The sequence below is a fragment of the Streptomyces sp. CA-111067 genome (genome assembly GCF_050956065.1).
Lineage (GTDB): Bacteria > Actinomycetota > Actinomycetes > Streptomycetales > Streptomycetaceae > Actinacidiphila.
Map to the genome: position 1 here is coordinate 1,764,808 of NZ_CP192103.1, position 22,914 is coordinate 1,787,721.

The window sequence follows — 22,914 nt, forward strand, 5'->3', positions numbered from 1 at the left end:
GCTGTCCTCCCCGCCGCCGGTGCGCTCCCCCTGCACAACGACCTGTGGACCACATGGGTACGTGATCCCCGGCGGCGGCTGTTTCGGCGCGGCGCGCGCGGGGCCCCCGGGTGGCCGCGGGACGGGTTCGCCCGGTGCGGAGTTCGCGGGTCCGTCGCGAGGCGGTCGCCGGCCGTTCCCCGGCCGGTACGGGTCGGTACGCTTCCCCCTGCTGAAGTCCAGTGCGACGCAAGTGAGTTACCGCGACCTACGGGGGACAAGTGACGCGAAACAGCGGACGGATATGGGCGGCGGCGCTGGCCGTGCTCGGGGCGCTGGCCGGCAGCGTGGCCGGCGCCTCGGCGGCCACGGCGCAGGGCGGATTCCCGTACGACAGCACGCAGCGGATCGCTTCCGGCGTGGAGTACCGGGAGTTCACGGTGGCCGCGTCGCAAGGCACCGTGCACGGTGATCTGCTGGCGGTGGACCTGCGCGATCCGCGGGTACGGCTGGACCTGTTGACGCCCGGCGCGGTGGCGGACCGGGCCGCGGTGTCCCAACTCGCCGACGCGCGGCGGGCGGTGGGCGCGGTCAACGGGGACTTCTTCAACATCACCGAGGACCAGCACCCCGGGGTGGCGCCGACCGGCTCGTCGGTCGGCCCGGAGGTCGGCTCCGGGCGCGCGCTCAAGGCGGCGGTGCCGGACGCCCAGCGGTTCGGCCCGGCGATGCCGCCCGGCGAGAACACCGAGGACGTGCTCGGCCTGGGCGTCGACCGCAAGCTGCGGCTCGACCGGCTCGACCTGCGCGGGTCGGTACGGACCGGGCACGGGACGTACCCGCTCGGCGGCTACAACCAGTACGCGCTGCCGGTCGGCGGGATCGGGGCGTACACCTCCGACTGGGGTGTGACGTCGAGGGAGCGCGCGGTGTGCGGGTCCGACACCTCGCGGGCGGCGGGGTGCAGCACCGACACGTACGAGGTGGCCGTGCGGCACGGGCGGGTGGTCTCGGTGGCGGACGCCCCCGGGCAGGGCGCGATCCCGGCGGGCAGCACGGTGCTTCTGGGGCGGGACGCGGGCGCGGACACGCTGCGGACGCTGCGGGTCGGCGAGCGTGTGTCGGTGAGTGCCCGGCTGGCTCCGGAGGCTTCGCGGGTGCCTTTCGTCTTCGCGGTGGGCGGGTTCCCGGTGCTCCGGGACGGGGCGCCGCTGGCGGGACTTGACGCGAAGACCGCGGCGACGCGGACGGCGGCGGGTTTCGGCGACCACGGCCGGACGCTTTATCTGCTGGCGCTTGACGGTTCGGCGGAGACGGGGGCGGGGCTGACGGTGGCGGAACTCGCCACGGTGATGCGCGAGATCGGCGCGGACGCCGCCGTCAACCTGGACGGCGGAGGCTCCACCACCCTGGTGATCCGCACCCCCGGCGCCCCCGCGTCCACCGTCCGCAACCACCCCACCGGCGGGGCGGAACGCCCCGTGGCGAACGCGATCGGCGTCTTCGCGAGCTGACGCCCTCCGGGCCGCAGGCAGCCGACCGCCCAGCCACTTCCGGCAGTCGCCGGACCCCCGCCCGGTGGCGGGCTGGCAGCGCAGTTCCCCGCGCCCCTGTTGATGCCGGGGCACACCGCGCCCACGCGGCGGAGCCGCAAATCAACAACAGCCCCGCGCCCCAGGTGAAGCCGCGGTTGGTCGCGCCCACGCGGCGCCAGCCGCAAATCAACAACAGCCCCGCGCCCCTGTTGATGCCGGGGCAACCGCCCGCCCGGTTCGACCCCGCGCATGCGATGCGCCTCGGTTCGAGCCCCAAAGGGGCGCGGGGAACTGCGCGACCAGCCCCCACCGGGGGGAGGGGCGGGGACGGCGGGAAGGGGCTGGGTGGGCCGGGGCGCGGTCAGGCCGGGTGGGCGGCGCGGATCTTCAGGGTGCGGGACAGGTCGTCCGTGTGGTCGAGGAGGGGGCGGTGGAGGGAGGGGATCGCCTTCGTCTCGGGGGCGTTCAGGGCCTCCTCCGCCTTCGTCAGGAACGATCGCGTGATCGCCGTCGAGGGGAAGGCGTAGCGGCCGGCCGCCTCGGCCATCGCGGCGCCGCGGCGGGCGGCGAGGGCGGTCGCGTCCGGGACGTAACGCGCCGCGAAACCGTCGAGCAGCGCGGCCTGTTCGGGTTGCCAGAAACCCTCCGCCGTCGCCATGAAGAGGTACTTCGACAGCCCGTCGTCGTGGAACATCGACTCCCACGCCGCCGCCTTCGCCGCCGCGTCGGGCAGCGCCGCCCGGCAGCGCGCCGCGCCCTCCTGGCCGGTGGCGCTGGCGTCGCGGGCCAGCTCCGCGTCGATCTCGGCCGGCCCCGCCGCACCCAGCACCGTCAACCGCAGAAGCACCTTCCACCGCAGCTCCGGATCGAACGCCGGCTCCCCCGGCATCGCCCCCGCCTCGTACCACTGCCGCAGCACCGCCGCGTCGCCCGCCCCGGCCGCGGAGTCGATCACCACGCGGGTGGCGGCCAGCCGGGTGCCGTCCCGGCCGGCGGCCAGCAGTTCGCGGCCGGTCGCGGCCAGCGCCGCCAGTGCCTCGGGGCGCGCCCCCGGCGCCAGGTAGTGGTCGGTGAGCCGACCGCGGGCGAAGGCCAGGACGGCCTGGACGATCGCCGGGTCGGTCTCGGCCGGCAGGTGCGCGCGGACCAGCGCGAGGTAGTCGCGGGGCGCGATCCGCCCGTCCCGTACGAGATCGCGCGCCGCGTTCCAGGCCACCGCCCGGCTGATCGGGTCGGGCAGCCCGCTGAGCGTGAGGCTGAGCGCCTCCCAGGAGCGTTCGTCGAACCGGACCTTGGCGAACGTCAGATCGCCGTCGTTGAGCAGGATCACGTCGGGCCGCGGGCCGTCCAGCTCGACGGTCCCGGGCGCGGCCCCGGCCGGCACGTCCAGCGTCAGCCGCTCCCGGAGCACCAGCATGGCCGGGTCGGCGACGGCCCGGTCGTACAGCCCGGCGGCGATCCGGTGCGGCCGGGTGCCGGAGTGGTCGACGTCGAGCCGCCAGCCGCCGTCGGCGCCGGGCGTCACCACGGGGGTGAGGGTGTCGACGCCGCTGGTGCGCAGCCAGGCCGCCGCCCAGCCGGGCAGGTCGCGCTCGGTGGCCGAGGACAGCGAGTCGACGAAGTCGGCCAGGCTCGCGTTGCCGAACCGGTGCCGGGCGAAGTGCTCGTTGATCCCGGCGAGGAAGTCCTTGCGGCCCAGCCACACCACGAGTTGGCGCAGCGCGGAGGCGCCCTTGGCGTAGGAGATGCCGTCGAAGTTGGTGAGCGCGGAGGCGGTGTCGGACGGCGCCTGCGGGTCGGGCGCCACCGGGTGGGTGCTGGGGCGCTGGTCGGCGTCCGTGCCCCACGCCTTGCGGGCCACCGCGAAGTCCGTCCAGGTGCCGGTGAACTCCGTTGCCTCGGACAGCACTTGGAAGCCCATGTACTCGGCGAAGGACTCGTTCAGCCACACGTCGTCCCACCAGCGCAGCGTGACCAGGTCGCCGAACCACATGTGGGCCATCTCGTGCGCGACGACCACCGCCCTGAACTGCGACTCGGTGGGCGTGACCGCCGACCGGTGCACGAAGTCGTCGCGGAAGGTGACCATCCCGGGGTTCTCCATCGCCGCGGCGTTGAGCTCAGGGACGAACGCCTGGTCGTAGGAGTCGAACGGGTAGGGCTCGGCGAACAGCTCGTGGTAGCGGTCGAAGCAGCGCCGGGTGATGCCGAGCAGCTCCTCGGCGTCCCGGTCCAGGTGCGGGGCCAGCGAGCGGCGGCAGTGCAGGCCGAACGGCAGCCCGGCGTGCTCGGCGCGCACCGAGTGCCAGGGGCCGGCGGCGACGGCCAGCAGGTACGTGGGCAGCGGCGGGGTGGTCGCGAGCTGCCAGCGGCCGGGCGCGGTGCGGGTGGCGACGCCGTTGCCGAGCACCGTCCAGGTCTCCGGCGCGGTGACGCTCACGTCGAAGACGGCCTTCAGGTCCGGCTGGTCGAAGGCGGCGGTGACCCGCTGCACGTCCTCGAGGAACAGCTGGGTGTAGAGGTAGACCTCGCCGTCGGACGGGTCAGTGAAGCGGTGCATGCCCTCGCCGGTGTGCGAGTACGCCATGTCGGCCTCGACCCGCAGCTCGTGCTCGCCGGCTGCCAGCCCGGTCAGCGGCAGCCGGTTGCCGTCGAGCAGGCCGGGGTCGAGCTCGGTGCCGTCCAGGACGACGCGCAGCAGGGCGGCCGGCTTGACCTCGGCGAAGGTGTCGCAGTCGCGCTCGGCCCTGAACCGGATCACAGTCCTGGCGCCGAACACCTCGTCGCCCCTGGTCAGGTCGAGATCGACGGCGTACGTGGCAACGGTCAGATCGCGGGCGCGGGTCTCGGCCTCGGCGCGGGTCAGTGCGGGCATGCGGGTCATGCTGCCGTACGCCGCCGGCTCCGCGCACCGGGGGCGCCCGGCCGGGCGGTGCGGGTTCCGGCCCGGCGGGGGGCGGTGGCGCGCAGTTCGCCGTCGGCAGTCCCGGTGGGGCCGGTGGCCGCGTAGGCTCGTCGGCACGGGGAGGTGTTCATGGTCGGACACACTGAGCCGGGCGCGACGACCGCCGGGGGCGGCGCCATCGTGCACGGCTTTCCGCACCTCGACACGGTGCGGGTCGCGCTGACCGCGCTGTACCGGCGGCTGTCCGGGGACGGGGTGGCGCGGTTCGCGACGAGCGTGCATCCGGAGCTGGTGGATTTCCCGGACTCCGAGGACCTGTACCTGGGGGCGCAGCGGGTGGCCCGGGTGATGGTGCAGCACTTCCGGCTGCCGGACGCGCGGATGGTGGTCGGGTTCCGCGACATGGTGCACGCGGGGAACGTGGAGCTGGCGGCGGGCCCGGAGTACTTCATCGAGCTGCACTCGCGGTTCAAGACCGACCGGCGGGACGTCGGGGCGGCGCTCGCGCACGAGGTCATGCACGTGTACCTGCACCGGCTCGGCCTGGAGCTGCCCGGCACCCGGGACAACGAGATCCTCACCGACACGGCGGCGACGTACCTGGGCGCGGGGTGGCTGCTGCTCGACGCCTACCGGGAGGAGGCGGCGATCCGGGGCGAACGGCTGATGATGTCGGCGTACAAGCTCGGGTATCTCACGCCCGAGGAGTTCGGGTACGTGCTGGCGAAGCGGGCGGCGGCGTTCGGGGAGGACGTCGAGCCGTGGTTCCGCAGCGCGCAGGCGCGGGACGCCTACCGCGAGGGCCTGGCCCGCGCGCAGCAGGATCTGCGCCGCGCCCCGCTCGCCGGCGCCGGCTGGGCGGCCCGCCGCCGCTACGCCCGCGATCGCCGCGCGCTGGCCTCCGGCCCTGACTACACGTTCGAGGCCGGCGCCTCGGGCCCCCGGGTCTCCTTCGCCTGCCCCACCTGCTGGCAGCGCGTCCGCCTCCCCTGCCGCGGCCGCCTCCGCGCGCGCTGCACCCTGTGCAAGTCCCTCCTCGACGTCGAGACCTAGCCCCCGGCATCACCAGGGGCGCGGGGAACTGCGCGACAAGCCCACCACCAGCCGGGGGTCCGGCAACTACCGCAAGTGGCTGGGCGGTCGGCCCGCCTGCGGGCGCGCTCCGGCTGATGGCGCAGCCCCGCGCCCCTGACGGGGCGCAACCTCGCCGGGCACTTCGCGGGTCCCGGTGCGCCGGGGAAGAGGGTGCGTACCGGGGCGGGTCGGAGACGAAAAAAGTGCAGCGCTCGCCTCCTTGGTCGGGGAGTGGCGAGCGCTGCGGGTGTTGCGGCGTTCCGCACGCCTTTGTGCGGGAACAATCGGGGGGGTGGGTTACACCGTGAGGGGGCGGTCGGTCGGGCGGATCGGGGCGTGCAGTTCGGACGGGATCCCGGTCAGGTACGCGTCCACCGCCTGTGCGGCGGAGCGGCCCTCCGCGATGGCCCAGACGATCAGCGACTGGCCGCGGCCCGCGTCGCCGGCGACGAAGACGCCGTCGACGTTCGTGGCGTACGAGCCGTCCCGCGCGATGTTGCCGCGGGCGTCGAGCGCCAGGCCCAGCTGCTCGACCAGGCCGTTGGCCTGGTCGGTGCCGGTGAAGCCCATCGCGAGCGTCACCAGCTCCGCCGGGATGACCCGCTCCGAGCCCTCCTGGGGGACGAACTTCCCGTCCTGGAAGGCCACCTCCACCAGGTGCAGCTCGCGCACGTTGCCCTGCTCGTCGCCGGTGAACTTCACCGTGTTGACGGCGTAGACCCGCTCGCCGCCCTCCTCGTGCGCCGAGGTCACCTTGTACACCGCCGGCATCGTCGGCCACGGCTGGTGGTCGGGGCGGTCGTCGGCCGGCCGCGGCATGATCTCCAGCTGGGTGACCGACCGCGCGCCCTGCCGGTGCGCGGTGCCGACGCAGTCGGCGCCGGTGTCGCCGCCGCCGATGACCACCACGTGCTTGCCCTCCGCGGTGATCGGCGGGGCCACGAAGTCGCCCTCCTGCACCTTGTTGGACAGCGGCAGGTACTCCATCGCGAAGTGGATGCCGTTCAGGTCCCGGCCGGGCGCGGGCAGGTCGCGGGAGACGGTGGCGCCGGCGGCGATGACCACCGCGTCGTACCGCTTGGCGAGCGACCCGGCGTCCAGGTCGGTGCCGATCTGCACGCCGGTGCGGAACTTCGTCCCCTCCGCCCGCATCTGCTCGATCCGCCGGTTGATGTGCCGCTTCTCCATCTTGAACTCGGGGATGCCGTACCGCAGCAGCCCGCCGATCCGGTCGGCCCGCTCGTAGACGGCGACGGTGTGCCCGGCCCTGGTGAGCTGCTGGGCGGCGGCCAGTCCGGCCGGGCCCGAGCCGATCACGGCGACGGTCTTGCCGGAAAGCCGCTCCGGCGGCTGCGGGGTCACGTCGCCGTTGTCCCACGCCTTGTCGATGATGGTGACTTCGACGTTCTTGATGGTGACCGGCTGCTGGTTGATGCCGAGCACGCAGGCCGACTCGCACGGCGCCGGGCACAGCCGCCCGGTGAACTCCGGGAAGTTGTTGGTGGCGTGCAGCCGCTCGATCGCGGCGGTCCAGTCCTCGCGGTAGGCGTAGTCGTTCCACTCGGGGATCAGGTTCCCCAGCGGACAGCCGCTGTGGCAGAACGGGATGCCGCAGTCCATGCAGCGTCCGGCCTGCTTGCTGATGATCGGCAGCAGGCCGCCGGGTACGTAGACCTCGTTCCAGTCCTGCCTGCGCTCCTCCACCGGGCGGGACGGCGCTGCGACCCGCTGGGTGGTGAGGAAGCCCTTGGGGTCAGCCATTTGCCGCCTCCATCATCTTCGCGGTGGTCTCGGACTCGGAGAGTCCGGCCTGCTCGGCGGCGTTCTTGGCGGCGAGCACTGCCTTGTAGTCCCTCGGCATGACCTTGCCGAAGCGGGTGAGGGCGGCGCCCCAGTCGGCGAGCAGCCGCTCGGCGACGGTGGAGCCGGTCTCCTCGAAGTGGCGGCGCACGACGTCGTGCAGCCACGAGATGTCACCGGCGTCGAGCGTCTCGACCTCGACCATGCCGGGGTTGACGTGCTCGGCGGCCAGGTCGAGCACGTAGGCGATGCCGCCCGACATGCCGGCCGCGAAGTTCCGCCCGGTGGCGCCGAGCACCACGGCCCGGCCGCCGGTCATGTACTCGCAGCCGTGGTCGCCGACGCCCTCGGAGACGACGGTGGCGCCGGAGTTGCGGACGCAGAAGCGCTCGCCGCTGCGGCCCCGCAGGAACAGCTCGCCGCCGGTGGCGCCGTAGGCGATGGTGTTGCCGGCGATGGTGGAGAACTCCGCGAGGTGGTCGGCGCCGCGGTCCGGGCGGACGATGATCCGGCCGCCGGACAGGCCCTTGCCGACGTAGTCGTTGGCGTCGCCTTCGAGCCGCAGGGTGATGCCGCGGGGCAGGAACGCGCCGAAGGACTGGCCGGCCGACCCGGTGAAGGTGATGTCCACGGTGTCGTCGGGCAGGCCCGCGCCGCCGTACTTCTTGGTCACCGCGTGGCCGAGCATGGTGCCGACCGTGCGGTTGACGTTGCGGATCCGCACCTGGGCGCGAACCGGGGCGCCGCTCTCCAGCGCCTCGGCGGCGAGCTGGATCAGCTCGTTGTCCAGGGCCTTGTCCAGGCCGTGGTCCTGGCCGGTGGTGCGGTGCAGCGCCGCGCCCTCGGGCAGCTCGGGCACGTAGAGCAGCGGGGCCAGGTCCAGGCCCTGCGCCTTCCAGTGGTCCACCGCGCGGCCGGCGTCGATCAGCTCGGCGTGGCCGACGGCCTCCTCGATGCTGCGGAAGCCCAGCTCGGCCAGGATCTCCCTGATCTCCTCGGCGATGAACTCGAAGAAGTTGACCACGAACTCGGGCTTGCCGGTGAAGCGGTCGCGCAGCACCGGGTTCTGGGTGGCGACGCCGACCGGGCAGGTGTCCAGGTGGCAGACCCGCATCATGACGCAGCCGGACACCACCAGCGGGGCGGTGGCGAAGCCGAACTCCTCGGCGCCGAGCAGCGCGGCGATCACCACGTCGCGGCCGGTCTTGAGCTGGCCGTCGGTCTGCACCACGATCCGGTCCCGCAGGCCGTTGAGCAGCAGGGTCTGCTGGGTCTCGGCGAGCCCCAGCTCCCACGGGCCGCCGGCGTGCTTGAGCGAGGTCAGCGGCGAGGCGCCGGTGCCGCCGTCGTGGCCGGAGATCAGCACCACGTCGGCATGCGCCTTGGACACGCCCGCGGCGACCGTGCCGACGCCGACCTCGGAGACCAGCTTGACGTGCACCCGCGCCTTGGGGTTGGCGTTCTTCAGGTCGTGGATGAGCTGGGCGAGGTCCTCGATGGAGTAGATGTCGTGGTGCGGCGGCGGCGAGATCAGGCCGACGCCGGCGGTGGAGTGCCGGGTGCCGGCGATCCACGGGTAGACCTTGTGGCCGGGCAGCTGGCCGCCCTCGCCGGGCTTGGCGCCCTGCGCCATCTTGATCTGGATGTCGTCGGCGTTGACCAGGTACTCGCTGGTCACCCCGAACCGGCCGGAGGCGACCTGCTTGATGGCGCTGCGCCTGGCCGGGTCGTACAGCCGGTCCGGGTCCTCGCCGCCCTCACCGGTGTTGGACTTGCCGCCGAGCTGGTTCATGGCGATGGCCAGCGTCTCGTGCGCCTCGCGGGAGATCGAGCCGTACGACATGGCGCCGGTGGAGAACCGCCGGACGATCTCGGCGACCGGCTCCACCTCGTCGATCGGGATCGGCTGCCGGTCGTTCTTCAGGCCGAACAGGCCGCGCAGCGTCATCAGCCGCTCGGACTGCTCGTTCACCCGGGAGGTGTACTGCTTGAAGATGTCGTAGCGCCGGGTGCGGGTGGCGTGCTGCAGCCGGAAGACGGTGTCGGGGTCGAACAGGTGCGGCTCGCCCTCGCGGCGCCACTGGTACTCGCCGCCGATGTCCAGCGTGCGGTGCGCCGCGGCGATGCCGGAGGCGGGGTACGCCTTGGCGTGCCGGGCGGCGACCTCCCGGGCGATGACGTCCAGGCCGGCGCCGCCGATCTTGGTGTCGGTGCCGTGGAAGTAGCTGTCGACGAACTCGTCGTCCAGGCCGACGGCCTCGAAGACCTGGGCGCCGCGGTAGGAGGCGACGGTGGAGATGCCCATCTTGGACATCACCTTCAGCACGCCCTTGCCGAGCGCCTTGATCAGGTTCTTGAGCGCCGTCTCCTCGTCGGTCCCGCTGAGGAAGGTGCCGGCCCTGACCAGGTCCTCGACGGACTCCATGGCCAGGTACGGGTTGACGGCGGCGGCGCCGTAGCCGATCAGCAGCGCCACATGGTGCACCTCGCGCACGTCGCCGGCCTCGACGAGCAGGCCGACCTGGGTGCGCTGCTTGGTGCGGATCAGGTGGTGGTGCACGGCCGAGGTGAGCAGCAGCGACGGGATCGGGGCGTGCTCGGCGTCGGAGTGCCGGTCGGACAGCACGATCAGCCGGGCGCCGTCCTCTATGGCGGCGTCGGCCTCGGCGCAGACCTCGGCGAGCCGGGCGGCCAGCGCCTGGCCGCCGCCGGTGACCCGGTACAGGCCGGACAGGGTGGCGCCCTTCAGGCCCGGCAGGTCGCCGTCGGCGTTGACGTGGATGAGCTTGGCCAGCTCGTCGTTGTCGATCACCGGGAACGGCAGGGTGATGTTGCGGCAGGACGCGGGGCTCGGCTCCAGCAGGTTGCCCGACGGGCCGATGGTGGAGATCAGCGAGGTGATGAGCTCCTCGCGGATGGCGTCCAGCGGCGGGTTGGTGACCTGCGCGAAGAGCTGGGTGAAGTAGTCGAACAGCAGCCGGGGCCGGTCGGAGAGCGCGGCGATCGGCGAGTCGGTGCCCATCGAGCCGAGCGGTTCGCCGCCGGTCCTGGCCATCGGGGCGAGGATGACCCGCAGCTCCTCCTCGGTGTAGCCGAAGGTCTGCTGCCTGCGGGAGACCGAGGCGTGGGTGTGCACGATGTGCTCCCGCTCGGGCAGGTCCCCCAGGTCGATCAGGCCGGCTTCCAGCCAGTCCGCGTAGGGGTTCTCGGCGGCGATGGCGGCCTTGATCTCGTCGTCCTCGACGATCCGGTGCGAGACGGTGTCCACCAGGAACATCCGGCCGGGCTGCAGGCGGCCCTTGCGGACCACCTTCTCCGGGGCGATGTCCAGCACGCCGGACTCCGAGGCCAGCACCACCAGGCCGTCGTCGGTGACCCAGTAGCGGCCGGGGCGCAGCCCGTTGCGGTCGAGCACCGCGCCGGCCACCGAGCCGTCGGTGAAGGTGACGCAGGCCGGGCCGTCCCAGGGCTCCATCAGCGTGGAGTGGTACTGGTAGAAGGCGCGCCTGGCCGGGTCCATGGAGGCGTGGTTCTCCCATGCCTCCGGGATCATCATCAGCACGCTGTGCGGCAGCGACCGGCCGCCGAGGTGCAGCAGCTCCAGCACCTCGTCGAAGGACGCGGTGTCGGAGGCGTCGGGGGTGCAGATCGGGAAGATCCGCTCCAGGTCGCCGCCGCCGGTGCCGGTGCCGCGGTCCTCACCCGTCCGGCCGAACAGGTCGCTGGCCAGCTGCGACTCGCGGGCCCGCATCCAGTTGCGGTTGCCCTTGACCGTGTTGATCTCGCCGTTGTGTGCGACGAAGCGGTACGGGTGGGCCAGCGGCCAGCTCGGGAAGGTGTTGGTGGAGAACCGGGAGTGCACCAGCGCGATGGCGGTGGCGAACAGCGGGTCGGACAGGTCGGGGAAGAACGGCTCCAGCTGCCCGGTGGTGAGCATCCCCTTGTACACGATCGTGCGCGCGGACAGCGAGGGGAAGTAGACGTCGGCCTCGCGCTCGGCGCGCTTGCGCAGCACGAACGCGGGGCGGTCGAGGTCGAGCCCGGCCCGCTGCTCGTCACCCTCGGTGACGGCGTCCGCGACGAAGAGCTGCGAGAAGTACGGCATCGTGGAGCGGGAGGTGGCGCCCAGCAGCTCGGGGGCGATCGGCACCTCGCGCCAGCCGAGCACCGTCAGGCCCTCTTCGGCGGCGATCCGCTCGATGGCGTCCACGGCCTTGGTGCGGTCGTCCTGCTCCTGCGGCAGGAAGGCCAGGCCGACGGCGTAGCGGCCGGCCGCGGGCAGCTCGAAGCCGGCGGCGGCACGCAGGAAGGCGTCCGGGATCTGGAGCAGTACGCCGGCCCCGTCGCCCGAGTCGGGCTCGGCGCCGGTGGCGCCGCGGTGCTCCAGGTTGCGCAGGACGGTGAGCGCCTGCTCCACCAGCTCATGGCTCGGCTCGCCGGTGAGGGTGGCCACAAAGCCGACACCGCAGGCGTCGTGCTCGTTGCGGGGGTCGTACATCCCCTGCGGGGCGGGGCGCCCGTCCATGAACGCGGAACGCGAACGCATGGCTCTCCCGTCGTCGTCATTGGCTTGTATGCATCGCCTGCGATAGGCATGCGCAACAGGGACGACGTTGGCCCTCTGCGATTTCGTGCAGGTTACATGATGGATGAGTGTTCGAGAAGCGGATACTCAGTTCCAGCATGTGGACATTCTGCGGGGTGCGGCGAACACTTCGGGCCAGCATCGATCCGGGGGGTTTCCGGACGTGTCCGGCGTACGCAGTCCGGCGGATCCGCCGGTGCGCCACCGAGTGATGCCCGGTGCGACGGGTACTGAAACGAAGGGGAAACACCCGACTTGTGGCCACTGGTTTCCCGGGCGTTTCCTGGGCGGCCGGATGGTGCCGGCCGCGGTGCCGGTCAAGGCACCCACTACGAAGGTAACCCCGCCGGCCGCCGCGCCCAAGGCGAGACGCGTCAGCCCGTCGTACCACCGGGATCCGGCGGTGCGGCGGGCTGACGCCGAGGTCAGGAGGGGGTCAGGACGTCTTGGACGCCTTCTGCCCGCTCTTGGCGGTGTCGTCGGACCCGGCGGGCTCGCCGCTCTCGTCCGGCTCCGCCGCATCCGTGCCGGTCGTGCCGGCCGCCTCGTCGGCGTCCGGCTCGTCCGCGTCCGCCTTGTCCAGGGGGACGGCGCCGTCGGCCGGGCCGTCCGCGGTGGCCGGTTCCACGATCTCCTCGCGGCCCGGGAACCGCTTGGCCGAGATCACGAAGTACGCGACCGCGCCGGCGAAGACGACGATCGCCGTCCAGTCGTTGAGCCGCAGGCCAAGGAAGTGGTGGGCGTCGTCCACCCGCATGTACTCGATCCAGAACCGGCCCACCGTGTACGAGGCCACGTACAGGGCGAAGGCCCGGCCGTGGCCGAGCTTGAACCGGCGGTCAGCCCACAGCACCAGCAGGGCCACGCCCACGCACCACAGCGACTCGTACAGGAACGTCGGGTGGTAGGTGGCGATGTCCGGGGTGTTCTCCGGCCGGTGCGCGGGGTCGATCTTCAGCGCCCACGGCACGTCGGTCGGCTTGCCGTACAGCTCCTGGTTGAACCAGTTGCCCCAGCGGCCGACGGCCTGCGCCAGCGCGATGCCGGGCGCGAGGGCGTCCGCCCAGGCGGGCAGCGCGATGCCGCGGCGGCGGCAGCCGATCCAGGCGCCGAGCGCGCCGAGCGCGATCGCACCCCAGATCCCCAGGCCGCCCTGCCAGACCTTGAACGCGTCGACCCAGTCCTTGCCCTTGGTGAAGTAGAGCTCGGGGTCGGTGATCAGGTGGTACAGCCGGCCGCCGACCAGACCGAAGGGCACCGCCCACACGGCGATGTCGGCGACCGTCCCGACCTGGCCGCCGCGGGCGACCCAGCGCCGGTTGCCGAGCCAGACGGCGACGAAGACGCCGATGATGATGCAGAACGCGTAGCCGCGCAGCGGGATGGGTCCGAGGTGGACGACTCCGTGCGACGGGCTGGGGATGAATGCGAGTTCCATGGCAATCACCGACGCTACCCTGCCGGGCGGGCGGAACGGCAACCCGCCCGGCTACGTATGGATAACAGACCGCATTCACAGCAAGCGGTCAGGAGGACTGCGGGGTGGCGGTCACCGTCCCCGGCTGCTTGCCCTTGTTCGCGGTGGCGACCATCTGCTTGAGGCTGTCGGGGGTGAGCGTGGCGGTGCTGCTGCCGTAGACCGTCTTGCCGTTCAGCAGGATGGTCGGGGTGGAGTTGAAGCCGGAGTCGCCGAAGGCGGTGTTGGACTTCTTCACCCAGCCCTGGTGGGTGCCGTTGTTCACACAGGCGGTGAAGGTCGGGGTCTTCAGGCCGCTGACCTTGCCGGCCAGCGTGAGCAGGTTGTTGTTGTCGCCGAAGGAGTCGGTCTGCTCGTCGGGCTGGTTGGTGTAGAGCACGTCGTGGAAGGCGCGGAACTTCCCCGCGTCCTGGGCACAGGCCGCCGCGTTGGCGGCCTTCAGCGAGCCGGAGCCGCCCAGGTTGCCGTCGATCAGGGTCACCAGGTGGTATTCGGTGCGCATCTGCCCGCTGTCCTCCAGCGAGTGGATGGTCGGGGTGAACTGCTTCTCGAACTGGTCACAGGCCGGGCAGCGGAAGTCCTCGTAGATGGTCAGCACGGAGGGCGCGTTCGCGGCGCCGACCGGGATCACGAGGTTGTCCTTGCCGGTGGCGCCGGCCGGTGCGGCGACGGCGCCCGACGGGCTGCTGTCGTTGCTGTCCTGGTGGTCGGCGACCAGCACGCCGACCACCGCCGCGATCGCCAGCACGGCGACCACCCCGCCGGCGACCACGAAGGTCCGCTTCCGCTTGGCGCGGGCCTTCTCTTTCGCCCGCTGTTCCTGGAGCGCCTCTCGGGCGCTGCGCTTTGCCTCTCGGTTCTTCTCGCTCACGCTGGTGGACAACGGAACGGGGAGGCGGCCCGCGCCTCCCCGTACCGCTATTTCGTCCCTGCGGGTGAAAGAAACCCGCCTTCCGGGTGACCCGTCAGCCGCGCTTGCGCACGCCCGCGGCCAGTTCGGCGGCCAGCGCGCGGACCGCGGCCAGGCCGGCCGCCTGGTCGCCGTCCGCGTCCAGCAGCCGCTTGACGAAGGCGGAGCCGACGATTACCCCGTCGGCGAACGCGGCCACCTCGGCGGCCTGGGCCGCGTTCGAGACCCCGAGGCCGACGCAGACCGGCAGGTCGGTGGCCGCCCGGGTGCGGCGGACCAGGTCCGCGGCCTGCTCGCCGACGCTGGCCCGGGTGCCGGTGACACCCATCAGCGAGGCCGCGTAGACGAAGCCGGAGCCGGCCGCGGTGATCTTCACCAGCCGCTCGTCCCGGCTGGACGGCGCCACCACGAAGACGGTGGCCAGGCCGTGCGCCTGGGCGGCCTTGCGCCACCCCTCGGACTCCTCGACCGGCAGGTCGGGCAGGATGCAGCCGGCCCCGCCGGCCTCGGCGAGCTCGGCGGCGAACCGCTCGACACCGTACCGGTCGACCGGGTTCCAGTAGGTCATCACCAGCACCGGCTTGCCGGCCGCCCGGTGCGCCTCCCGTACGGTCCGCAGCACGTCGGCGATCCGCACCCCGCCGCGCAGCGCGATGTCGTCGGCGGTCTGGATGACCGGGCCGTCGAGCACCGGGTCGCTGTGCGGCAGCCCGATCTCGACGATGTCGGCGCCGCCCTCGAAGACGGCCTTGGCCGCCTCGATGCCGCCGTCCACGGTCGGGAAGCCGGCCGGCAGGTAGGCGATCAGTGCGGCCCGGTTCTCGGCGCGGGCGCCGGCGAGCGTCTGCTCCAGTACGTTGATCTGCCCGCTCACTGGACCGCTCCCTCGTGGTTCTCGTCTACCTCGCCGTTGGCCTCGTACAGCCCGAAGTACCGGGCGGCGGTGTCCATGTCCTTGTCGCCGCGGCCGGAGAGGTTGACCAGCAGCAGGGCATCGGGGCCCAGCTCGCGGCCGACCTCCAGCGCGCCGGCCAGCGCGTGCGCGCTCTCGATCGCCGGGATGATGCCCTCGGTGCGGGACAGCAGCCGCAGCGCCTGCATGGCCGCGTCGTCGGTGATCGCCCGGTACTCGGCCCGGCCGGAGTCCTTGAGGTAGGAGTGCTCGGGGCCGACGCCGGGGTAGTCGAGCCCGGCGGAGATGGAGTAGGGCTCGGTGATCTGGCCCTCGTCGTCCTGCAGGACGTAGGAGCGGGAGCCGTGCAGGATGCCCGGCTCGCCGGCGGTCAGGGTGGCGGCGTGCTCGCCGGTCTGCACGCCGTGCCCTGCGGGCTCGCAGCCGACCAGCCGGACGGAGGTGTCGGGCAGGAAGGTGTGGAACAGGCCCATGGCGTTGGAGCCGCCGCCGACGCAGGCGATCGCCGCGTCGGGCAGCCGCCCGGTGCGCTCCGCCAGCTGGGCGCGGGCCTCGATGCCGATCACCCGGTGGAAGTCGCGGACCATCGCGGGGAACGGGTGCGGTCCCGCGACGGTGCCGAACAGGTAGTGGGTGCGGTCGACGTTGGCGACCCAGTCGCGGAACGCCTCGTTGATGGCGTCCTTCAGGGTACGGCTGCCGGACTTCACCGAGATGACCTCGGCGCCCAGGATCCGCATCCGGGCGACGTTCAGCGCCTGCCGCTGGGTGTCGATCTCGCCCATGTAGATGGTGCACTCCAGGCCGAAGAGCGCGCAGGCGGTGGCGGTGGCGACGCCGTGCTGGCCGGCGCCGGTCTCGGCGATGACCCGGGTCTTGCCCATCCGCTTGGTGAGCAGGGCCTGGCCGAGCACGTTGTTGATCTTGTGCGAGCCGGTGTGGTTGAGGTCCTCGCGCTTGAGGAAGATCCGGGCGCCGCCGGCCTGCTCGGCGAAGCGCGGCACCTCGGTGAGGGCGCTGGGGCGGCCGGTGTAGTGCGACAGGAGGTCGTTGAGCTCGGCGGCGAAGGCCGGATCGGCCTTGGCCTTCTCGTACGCGGCGGCGACCTCGTCCACGGCGGCGACCAGCGCCTCCGGGATGAACTTGCCGCCGAAGGCGCCGAAATAGCCCTCGGCGGTGGGGATGGCGCCTTCCGGATCAGGAAGGAAGAACTCGGGTGCTGCTGGCATGGGTGTCCCCTGGCAGGAGTGGCCGGGCGGGTTGCTGAGGAGCCGGCCGATGGACGGCCGGCTGCTGACGGAGATGCTGATGACGGGCGCGGCTCAGCCGCGTCGCCATCGCCTGCCGTTCACCTGGCCGGGCTCGCAGCCGATCACATACCGCACCCGCCGCCCGAGGACCCGCCGCGCGGGCGCGCGGCAGCCGCGCGGGCGGCAGCCGGGGGCGAGGCGGGCGCTAGTCACGGCCGGGGCGCAGGGCCGGGTGGGCGCCGGCGGCGACCAGGTCGGCGACCGCGCCCTTCGGGTTCTTGCCGGTGACCAGGGACTCGCCGACCAGTACGGCGTCGGCGCCGTCGTTGGCGTACGCGATCAGGTCGTGCGGGCCGCGCACGCCGGACTCGGCGATCTTCACGATGTGGTCGGGGATCTCCGGGGCCACCCGGGCGAAGTTGCCCCGGTCGACCTCGAGGGTCTTCAGGTTGCGCGCGTTGACCCCGATGATCTTCGCGCCGGCGTCCACCGCGCGGGCCACCTCTTCCTCGTCGTGCACCTCCACGATCGGGGTGAGCCCGATGGAGTGCGCCCGCTCGACCAGCGAGACCAGCGCCGGCTGTTCGAGGGCGGAGACGATCAGCAGCGCGAGGTCGGCGCCGTGGGCCCTGGCCTCCCAGAGCTGGTAGGCGGTGACGATGAAGTCCTTGCGCAGCACCGGGATGTCCACCTTGGCGCGGACCGCGTCGAGGTCGGCGAGCGAGCCGCCGAACCTGCGCTGCTCGGTGAGGACGCTGATCACGGCGGCGCCGCCGGCCTCGTAGTCGGCGGCGAGGCCGGCCGGGTCGGCGATCGCGGCGAGCGCGCCCTTGGACGGGCTGGACCGCTTGACCTCGCAGATCACCTTCACCGCCTCGCCGCGCAGCGCGGCGACGCCGTCCTTCGCGTCGCGGACCTTGGTGGCGCGCTCCTTGAGCTCGTCGATCGACACCAGTGCCTGCCGCTCGGCGAGGTCAGCACGGACTCCGTCGATGATCTCGTCGAGCACACTCACGCCAGAGGTCCCCTTCCGGGCCGGTCCTGCTGTCGAAACGTTCGAGCCAATGGTGGGAACCATCGCTACTGCGATGGTATCGGCCGGGGGGCGCACTCCCCGCATCCGATGGCCGCTGGTCCCACCACCTGGACCAAAGTTGCCCCGCCGGGCGGGCGCCGCGCGCTGCTCAGGGCGCGAGCGCGGCCCCGAACGGCAGGTTCCGGACAACAGTGAAGACCAGCACCAGACCGTAGACCGCCCACCGGTGGCCGGGGCGCAGCGCCGGTTCGAAACGCCTGCCGCGCATCGCCCGGCCGGCCCAGACCGCCCAGACCATGGCAAATATCACATATCCGGCGACGGCCAGCGCGTTGCAGCCGACGGAGGCGCAGAGCCGGCCGTGCGCGAGGGCGTAGGCCCCGCGCAGTCCGCCGCAGCCGGGGCAGTACAGACCGGTGTAGTAGAGCAGCGGGCAGGCCGGATAGTGCCCGGGGGCGTTGGGATCGACGGTGGCCACGTAGCCGAAACCGGCCGCCACGCCGCCGAGGACGGCCAGCGGGAGGGCGGCCCTGCGCAGGGCGGCGACGGGGCCGGCGGCGGGGGCGGCAGTAGGTGCGGGGGCCGGCGCGGCGGCAGGTGCGGCGGGGTCGGCCTCCGGCGCCGGTCGTGCGGCTTGCTGGGAAATGCCCGGATTGCGGCTCACAGGCCGATTCTGCCCCGGGACGCACGAAGGCGCAGCGCGCGGACCGGCTGGGGTCCTCGGCTGCGCCCGGGTGAGGGTACGGCGTACGGGGTGGCGCGGGCGGCTCGGGTGCTACCGGCCGCCCGTGGGCGGGACGGTCAGGCGCCGGCCGCCGCGTGCGCCTCTTCCTGGCTCTCCTGGCCGCCGGAGGTCTGCTGGGCGGCCGCGTGCTGCCGGGCGTTGTGCGCCGCCGGCTGCTCCTTGGTGCCGAGACCCATCAGCTTCATGACGCCGCCGACCAGCGGGCCGAGCAGGATCACGCCCATGGACACCCAGAAGGGCACCGGCTGCGCGGCGACCATGAAGACGGCCCCGGCGCAGAAGCCGACGAAGGCGATGATCGAGCCGGTCCAGGCGGCAGGGGTGTGTCCGTGGTCGTGGTGTACCGCCATGAGTGCTCCCTGAATGTTCTCGCGCGGAGGCGATTTCTTCGGTCGGAGGCGTCCGTCGCCGCCCACTTCGCCCTCCATTGTTGCGCGTGCGGACGCATTGCCGCGCATGGGGGTGCCCGTCGGCGAGCCCGACGTGACGAGACTCACCCGGAGGGCGACTACGTCGGATCCTCGCCGCGGTCCAGTGCCTTCCATACGTCTTCCGAGCGGTCCAGGTCGACGGGGGCGGGGCCCGTCGTGCGGGCGCGGGGGGTGGAGCGGTCGCTGCCGCGCTCGTAGCGGCCGGACATCGCGGGCCAGGACTGGCCGTAGCGGAGGGCGATCAGGCCGGCGATCAGGAGGAGGACGCTGCCGGCCGCGGCGACCAGTGGCCAGGCGGTGGTCGTGACGTGGCCGGCGGTGGCGTGGGTCAGCCCGGTGGCGTCGGCGGCCGCGCTGTTGAGCGCGCCGTGGTCGGCGCGGCCGGTGATCACACCGGTCAGCGCGCCCGCGCCGCTGAGCGCGAGCAGTCCGGCCACCGCGTAGCGGCCGGCCCGCCGGACGGCGAAGACCGCGACCAGGGCGGCCAGTCCGACCAGCGCGAGCGCGCCGGGCAGTGCGGTCATCTGGCTGCCGGTGGCGTGCACCGGCAGCGGGTTCTGCCCGGAGGCGGCGGTGCCGCGGGTCCAGGTGGCGCGGACGCCGAACAGCACCAGGCAGGAGCCGAGCGCGCCGAGCGGCAGCGCGAGGGCCAGCGTGCGCGTCGCGGTCCTGCGCCGGCCGGCCGCGGCCGGATCGGCGGTGCGCACGACGGGCTCGGTGGCGCTTTCCGCGCTGGTCTGAGGGAGGGGGCTCACCCCTCCACTATCGCCTGTCCCCACAAGTCCGCCACGACCGGGGGGCCGCAGACCGGACACACCGGGGTACCCCGGACACCAAACCGCTCATCAGTGTGAATCTCGCACGGACTTCGCCGACCCGGCCTGCACATATGTAAAGCGGACGTGAGGGTTCCCCTCCAACTGGTTGTTGACGTGGGCCGGTCAGACTAACTTTCCCGCCATCCCACTGCTCACAACAAGAGCACAGGTCACACGCATCACGCCCGCCCCTCCAAGCCCCCCACAGGAGGCAGCAGTTGCGCATCACCCTCACGCCGGCGGTCCGGAACACCGGACTCGCCATCACGGCGGCCACGGGTCTGGCCCTGTCCGGATTCGCCCTCGCACCGACCGCCGGCGCCTCGCCGGTCTCGCACGGTGTGTCCACCTCTCAATCCTGCGCGGTCGCCAAGAAGGCCGATGTGATGGCCTGTAAGGCGCTCAAGGTCACCAGCAGCCTGAAGACGATGGCGAAGTCGTCGGGTTCGGTGAACCCGGCCGCGGCCCCCTCCGGCTTCGGCCCCGCCGACATCCAGGCCGCCTACGGCCTGCCGGCCTCCGGCGGCGACGGCGCCACCGTGGCGATCGTGGACGCCTTCGACGACCCCAACGCCGAAGCCGACCTCGCCACGTACCGCTCGACCTACGGCCTGCCGGAGTGCAGCACCGACAACGGCTGCTTCTCCAAGGTCGGCCAGAGCGGCACCTCCGCGCTGCCCACGCCCGACAAGGGCTGGGCCGAGGAGATATCGCTCGACCTGGACATGGTCAGCGCCGCCTGCCCCGGCTGCCACATCCTGCTGGTCGAGGCGGACGACTCCTCGATGACCAACCTGGGTGAGTCCGTCAACACCGCGGTCTCGCTGGGCGCGAAGTACGTCTCCAACAGCTACGGCGGCGGGGAGTCCTCCGCGGACACCTCGTACGACAGCACGTACTTCGACCACCCGGGCGTGGCGATCACCGTCAGCGCAGGCGACAGCGGCTACGGCACCGAGTACCCGGCCGCGTCCCGCTTCGTCACCTCGGTCGGCGGCACCTCGCTGCGCGCCGACTCCAGCTCCCGCGGCTGGTCGGAGTCGGCCTGGAGCGGCACCGGTTCCGGCTGCTCGTCGGTCGACGCCAAGCCGGACTGGCAGACCGACAGCGAGTGCGACGGACGCACCATCTCCGACGTCTCCGCGGTCGCCGACCCGGCCACCGGTGTCGCGGTGAACGACACCTACGGCGGTGACACCGGCTGGGAGGTCTTCGGCGGCACCAGCGCCTCGTCGCCGATCATCGCCTCGGTCTACGCGCTGGCCGGCACCCCGTCCTCCGGCTCGTACCCGGCGTCGTTCCCGTACGCCCACACCGACGGCCTCAACGACGTGGCGAGCGGCTCCAACGGCTCCTGCTCGGGCTCGTACCTGTGCACCGGCGCCGAGGGCTACGACGGTCCGACCGGGCTCGGCACGCCCAACGGCGTGAGCGCCTTCACCGGCTGACACCGGGCACCACTGCGACAGCACTGAGCGGGGCGGTCCCTCCGGGCCGCCCCGCTCCGCTGTCTGCTCTGCAACTCCTTCAGCGGCCCAGCCGGTTCGCGGTGTCCACCGCCCGCAGCACCGCCGCCGCCTTGTTGCGGCACTCGGTGTCCTCCGCGACCGGGTCGGAGTCGGCCACCACCCCGGCGCCGGCCTGCACATACGCGGTGCCGTCGCGCAGCAGCGCGGTGCGGATCGCGATGGCGGTGTCGGAGTCGCCGGCGAAGTCCAGATAGCCGACGCAGCCGCCGTACAGGCCGCGCCTGGTCGGCTCCAGCTCCTCGATGATCTGCATCGCGCGCGGCTTGGGCGCCCCCGACAGGGTGCCGGCCGGGAAGCACGCGGTGAGCACGTCGAAGGCGCTGTGGCCGTCGGCGACCCGGCCGGTGACGGTGGAGACGATGTGCATCACGTGCGAGTAGCGCTCCACCGACATGAAGTCCACCACCTCGACGCTGCCGGGCTCGCAGACCCGGCCCAGGTCGTTGCGCCCGAGGTCGACCAGCATCAGGTGCTCGGCGCGCTCCTTGGGGTCGGCGAGCAGCTCCTCGGCGAGGTCGGCGTCGGCCTGCGGGGTGCCGCCGCGCGGCCGGGTGCCGGCGATCGGGTGCACCATCGCCTGCCCGTCCTCGACCTTGACCAGCGCCTCGGGGCTGGAGCCGACGATGTCGAAGCCGTCGAAGCGCAGCAGGTACATGTACGGGCTCGGGTTGGTCGCCCGCAGCACCCGGTAGACGTCCAGCGCGCTCGCGGTGCACGGCGTCCGGAACCGCTGCGAGGGCACCACCTGGAACGCCTCGCCCGCCCTGATCCGCTCCTTCACGTCCTCGACCGCGGCCTGGTACTCGGGGCCGCCCCAGCGGGTGGTGTACTCCGGCAGCCGGGACTGCGGCAGCGCGACCGGCGGCTGCCCGGACGGCTTGCCGAGGTCGGCCTCCATCGCGTCGAGCCGGGCGACGGCGTCGGCGTACGACTCGTCCACGCCGGTGGACTTGTCGTTGTGGTTGATCGCGTTGGCGATCAGCAGCACCGAGCCGTCCCAGTGGTCGAGCACCGCGAGGTCGGAGGTGAGCAGCATGGTGAGCTCGGGCAGGCCGAGTTCGTCCTCGGTGCTGTCGCCGATCCGCTCGAGGCGGCGGACGATGTCGTAGCCGAGGTAGCCGACCATGCCGCCGGTGAACGGCGGCATCCCGGCGGCCAGGTCGCGCGGGGTGTGCAGGGCCTCCACGGTGGCGCGCAGCGCGGCCAGCGGATCGCCGTCGGTGGGGACGCCGACCGGCGGGGTGCCGAGCCAGTGCGCCTGCCCGTCCCGCACGGTCAGCGCGGCGGCCGACCGCACCCCGACGAAGGAGTAGCGGGACCAGGTGCCGCCGCCGCTGTGCGAGGTGCCGATGTCGGCGGACTCCAGCAGGAAGGTGCCGACCCGCTCGCCGGCGAGCTTGCGGTAGAGCCCGACGGGGGTGTCGCCGTCCGCCAGCAGCCGCCGGCTGACCGGGATCACGCGGCGGTCGGCCGCCAGTTTGCGGAAGGTATCGAGGTCCATGGCCGCAGACCCTACTGGGCCGTGGCCCTGCCGCTGCGGCCGTCCTCCGCCGACGGCATGCTCCTGCCGCCGGCTGCGGGCGGCAGGAGGGTGTCGGCGTCGAAGCAGGTGCGGTCGCCGGTGTGGCAGGCGGCGCCGACCTGGTCCACCCGGACCAGCACGGTGTCGCCGTCGCAGTCGAGCGCGACCGACTTCACGTGCTGGACGTGGCCCGAGGTGTCGCCCTTGACCCAGTACTCCTGCCGGCTGCGGCTCCAGTAGGTGCAGCGGCCGGTGGTGAGGGTGCGGTGCAGCGCCTCGTCGTCCATCCAGCCGAGCATCAGCACCTCTCCGGTGTCGTACTGCTGGGCAATGGCCGGAATCAGACCGTCGGCGGTGCGCTTGAGGCGGGCGGCTACCGCGGGGTCGAGCGAGGTGGCGGACATG

General features: G+C 72.8%; 17 protein-coding genes. 3 read left to right on the top strand and 14 right to left on the bottom strand.

Going from position 1 to position 22,914, the window contains the following annotated elements; genetic code table 11:
• Positions 1-260 precede the first annotated feature (260 nt).
• The gene (locus ACQPW6_RS07710) at positions 261-1,493 is read left to right on the top strand and encodes a phosphodiester glycosidase family protein (protein ID WP_433888789.1); all 1,233 of its coding nucleotides are present in this window, start codon (positions 261-263) and stop codon (positions 1,491-1,493) included.
• 382 nt (positions 1,494-1,875) lie between these two features.
• Here ACQPW6_RS07710 and pepN read toward each other — a convergent pair whose 3' ends face one another.
• Positions 1,876-4,389, bottom strand: a complete 2,514-nt coding sequence (pepN, locus tag ACQPW6_RS07715; protein ID WP_433888790.1) for an aminopeptidase N — start codon at positions 4,387-4,389, stop codon at positions 1,876-1,878.
• Positions 4,390-4,548: 159 nt separating this feature from the next.
• On the opposite strand from pepN, the gene ACQPW6_RS07720 reads away from it, so the two are divergent.
• Positions 4,549-5,472 (top strand): hypothetical protein, encoded by a 924-nt coding sequence (locus ACQPW6_RS07720; protein ID WP_433888791.1) that lies wholly within the window; start codon positions 4,549-4,551, stop codon positions 5,470-5,472.
• A 318-nt stretch (positions 5,473-5,790) separates the two neighbouring features.
• On the opposite strand, the gene ACQPW6_RS07725 is transcribed toward ACQPW6_RS07720, so the two are convergent.
• The 11 genes from ACQPW6_RS07725 to ACQPW6_RS07775 all read right to left on the bottom strand — a co-directional run bounded on the left by ACQPW6_RS07725 (position 5,791) and on the right by ACQPW6_RS07775 (position 19,395).
• A complete protein-coding gene (locus tag ACQPW6_RS07725; RefSeq protein WP_433888792.1) occupies positions 5,791-7,254 on the bottom strand; it encodes a glutamate synthase subunit beta in 1,464 nt (487 codons plus the stop codon).
• The gene (gene gltB, locus ACQPW6_RS07730) at positions 7,247-11,839 is read right to left on the bottom strand and encodes a glutamate synthase large subunit (protein WP_433888793.1); all 4,593 of its coding nucleotides are present in this window, start codon (positions 11,837-11,839) and stop codon (positions 7,247-7,249) included. Before gltB ends, ACQPW6_RS07725 begins: the two co-directional genes overlap by 8 nt.
• A 475-nt stretch (positions 11,840-12,314) precedes the next feature.
• Positions 12,315-13,316 carry a prolipoprotein diacylglyceryl transferase gene (lgt, locus tag ACQPW6_RS07735; protein ID WP_433888794.1) on the bottom strand — a complete coding sequence of 334 codons (1,002 nt, stop codon included), beginning with the start codon at positions 13,314-13,316 and terminating at the stop codon, positions 12,315-12,317.
• A gap of 88 nt (positions 13,317-13,404) precedes the next feature.
• Entirely contained in the window at positions 13,405-14,226 is an 822-nt protein-coding gene (locus ACQPW6_RS07740; protein ID WP_433888795.1) for a DsbA family protein, read from the bottom strand.
• 94 nt (positions 14,227-14,320) lie between these two features.
• Positions 14,321-15,139: a tryptophan synthase subunit alpha gene (gene trpA, locus ACQPW6_RS07745; RefSeq protein ID WP_433888796.1), complete on the bottom strand. Its 819-nt coding sequence runs from the start codon at positions 15,137-15,139 to the stop codon at positions 14,321-14,323.
• On the bottom strand, positions 15,136-16,407 hold the full coding sequence (gene trpB / locus ACQPW6_RS07750) for a tryptophan synthase subunit beta (protein ID WP_433888797.1): 1,272 nt from the start codon (positions 16,405-16,407) through the stop codon (positions 15,136-15,138). The genes trpA and trpB overlap by 4 nt, the downstream gene beginning before the upstream one ends.
• Before the next feature lie 93 nt (positions 16,408-16,500).
• Positions 16,501-16,641 (bottom strand): tryptophan biosynthesis modulator TrpM, encoded by a 141-nt coding sequence (trpM, locus tag ACQPW6_RS07755; protein WP_433888798.1) that lies wholly within the window; start codon positions 16,639-16,641, stop codon positions 16,501-16,503.
• Positions 16,634-17,443, bottom strand: a complete 810-nt coding sequence (gene trpC, locus ACQPW6_RS07760; RefSeq protein WP_433888799.1) for an indole-3-glycerol phosphate synthase TrpC — start codon at positions 17,441-17,443, stop codon at positions 16,634-16,636. The genes trpM and trpC overlap by 8 nt, the downstream gene beginning before the upstream one ends.
• A 169-nt stretch (positions 17,444-17,612) precedes the next feature.
• Positions 17,613-18,128, bottom strand: coding sequence for a DUF2752 domain-containing protein (locus ACQPW6_RS07765; protein ID WP_433888800.1), 516 nt, complete (start codon positions 18,126-18,128; stop codon positions 17,613-17,615).
• A gap of 137 nt (positions 18,129-18,265) precedes the next feature.
• The gene (locus ACQPW6_RS07770) at positions 18,266-18,559 is read right to left on the bottom strand and encodes an HGxxPAAW family protein (protein ID WP_433888801.1); all 294 of its coding nucleotides are present in this window, start codon (positions 18,557-18,559) and stop codon (positions 18,266-18,268) included.
• 158 nt (positions 18,560-18,717) lie between these two features.
• Positions 18,718-19,395, bottom strand: coding sequence for a TIGR02234 family membrane protein (locus ACQPW6_RS07775; RefSeq protein ID WP_433888802.1), 678 nt, complete (start codon positions 19,393-19,395; stop codon positions 18,718-18,720).
• A 281-nt stretch (positions 19,396-19,676) separates the two neighbouring features.
• On the opposite strand from ACQPW6_RS07775, the gene ACQPW6_RS07780 reads away from it, so the two are divergent.
• Entirely contained in the window at positions 19,677-20,906 is a 1,230-nt protein-coding gene (locus ACQPW6_RS07780) for a S53 family peptidase (protein WP_433888803.1), read from the top strand.
• A gap of 79 nt (positions 20,907-20,985) precedes the next feature.
• On the opposite strand, the gene ACQPW6_RS07785 is transcribed toward ACQPW6_RS07780, so the two are convergent.
• Together ACQPW6_RS07785 and hisI are read right to left on the bottom strand one after the other, a co-directional pair.
• Positions 20,986-22,488, bottom strand: coding sequence for an anthranilate synthase component I (locus ACQPW6_RS07785; protein ID WP_433888804.1), 1,503 nt, complete (start codon positions 22,486-22,488; stop codon positions 20,986-20,988).
• An 11-nt stretch (positions 22,489-22,499) separates the two neighbouring features.
• On the bottom strand, positions 22,500-22,913 hold the full coding sequence (gene hisI, locus ACQPW6_RS07790) for a phosphoribosyl-AMP cyclohydrolase (RefSeq protein ID WP_433888805.1): 414 nt from the start codon (positions 22,911-22,913) through the stop codon (positions 22,500-22,502).
• Between the last annotated feature and the right edge of the window lies 1 nt (position 22,914).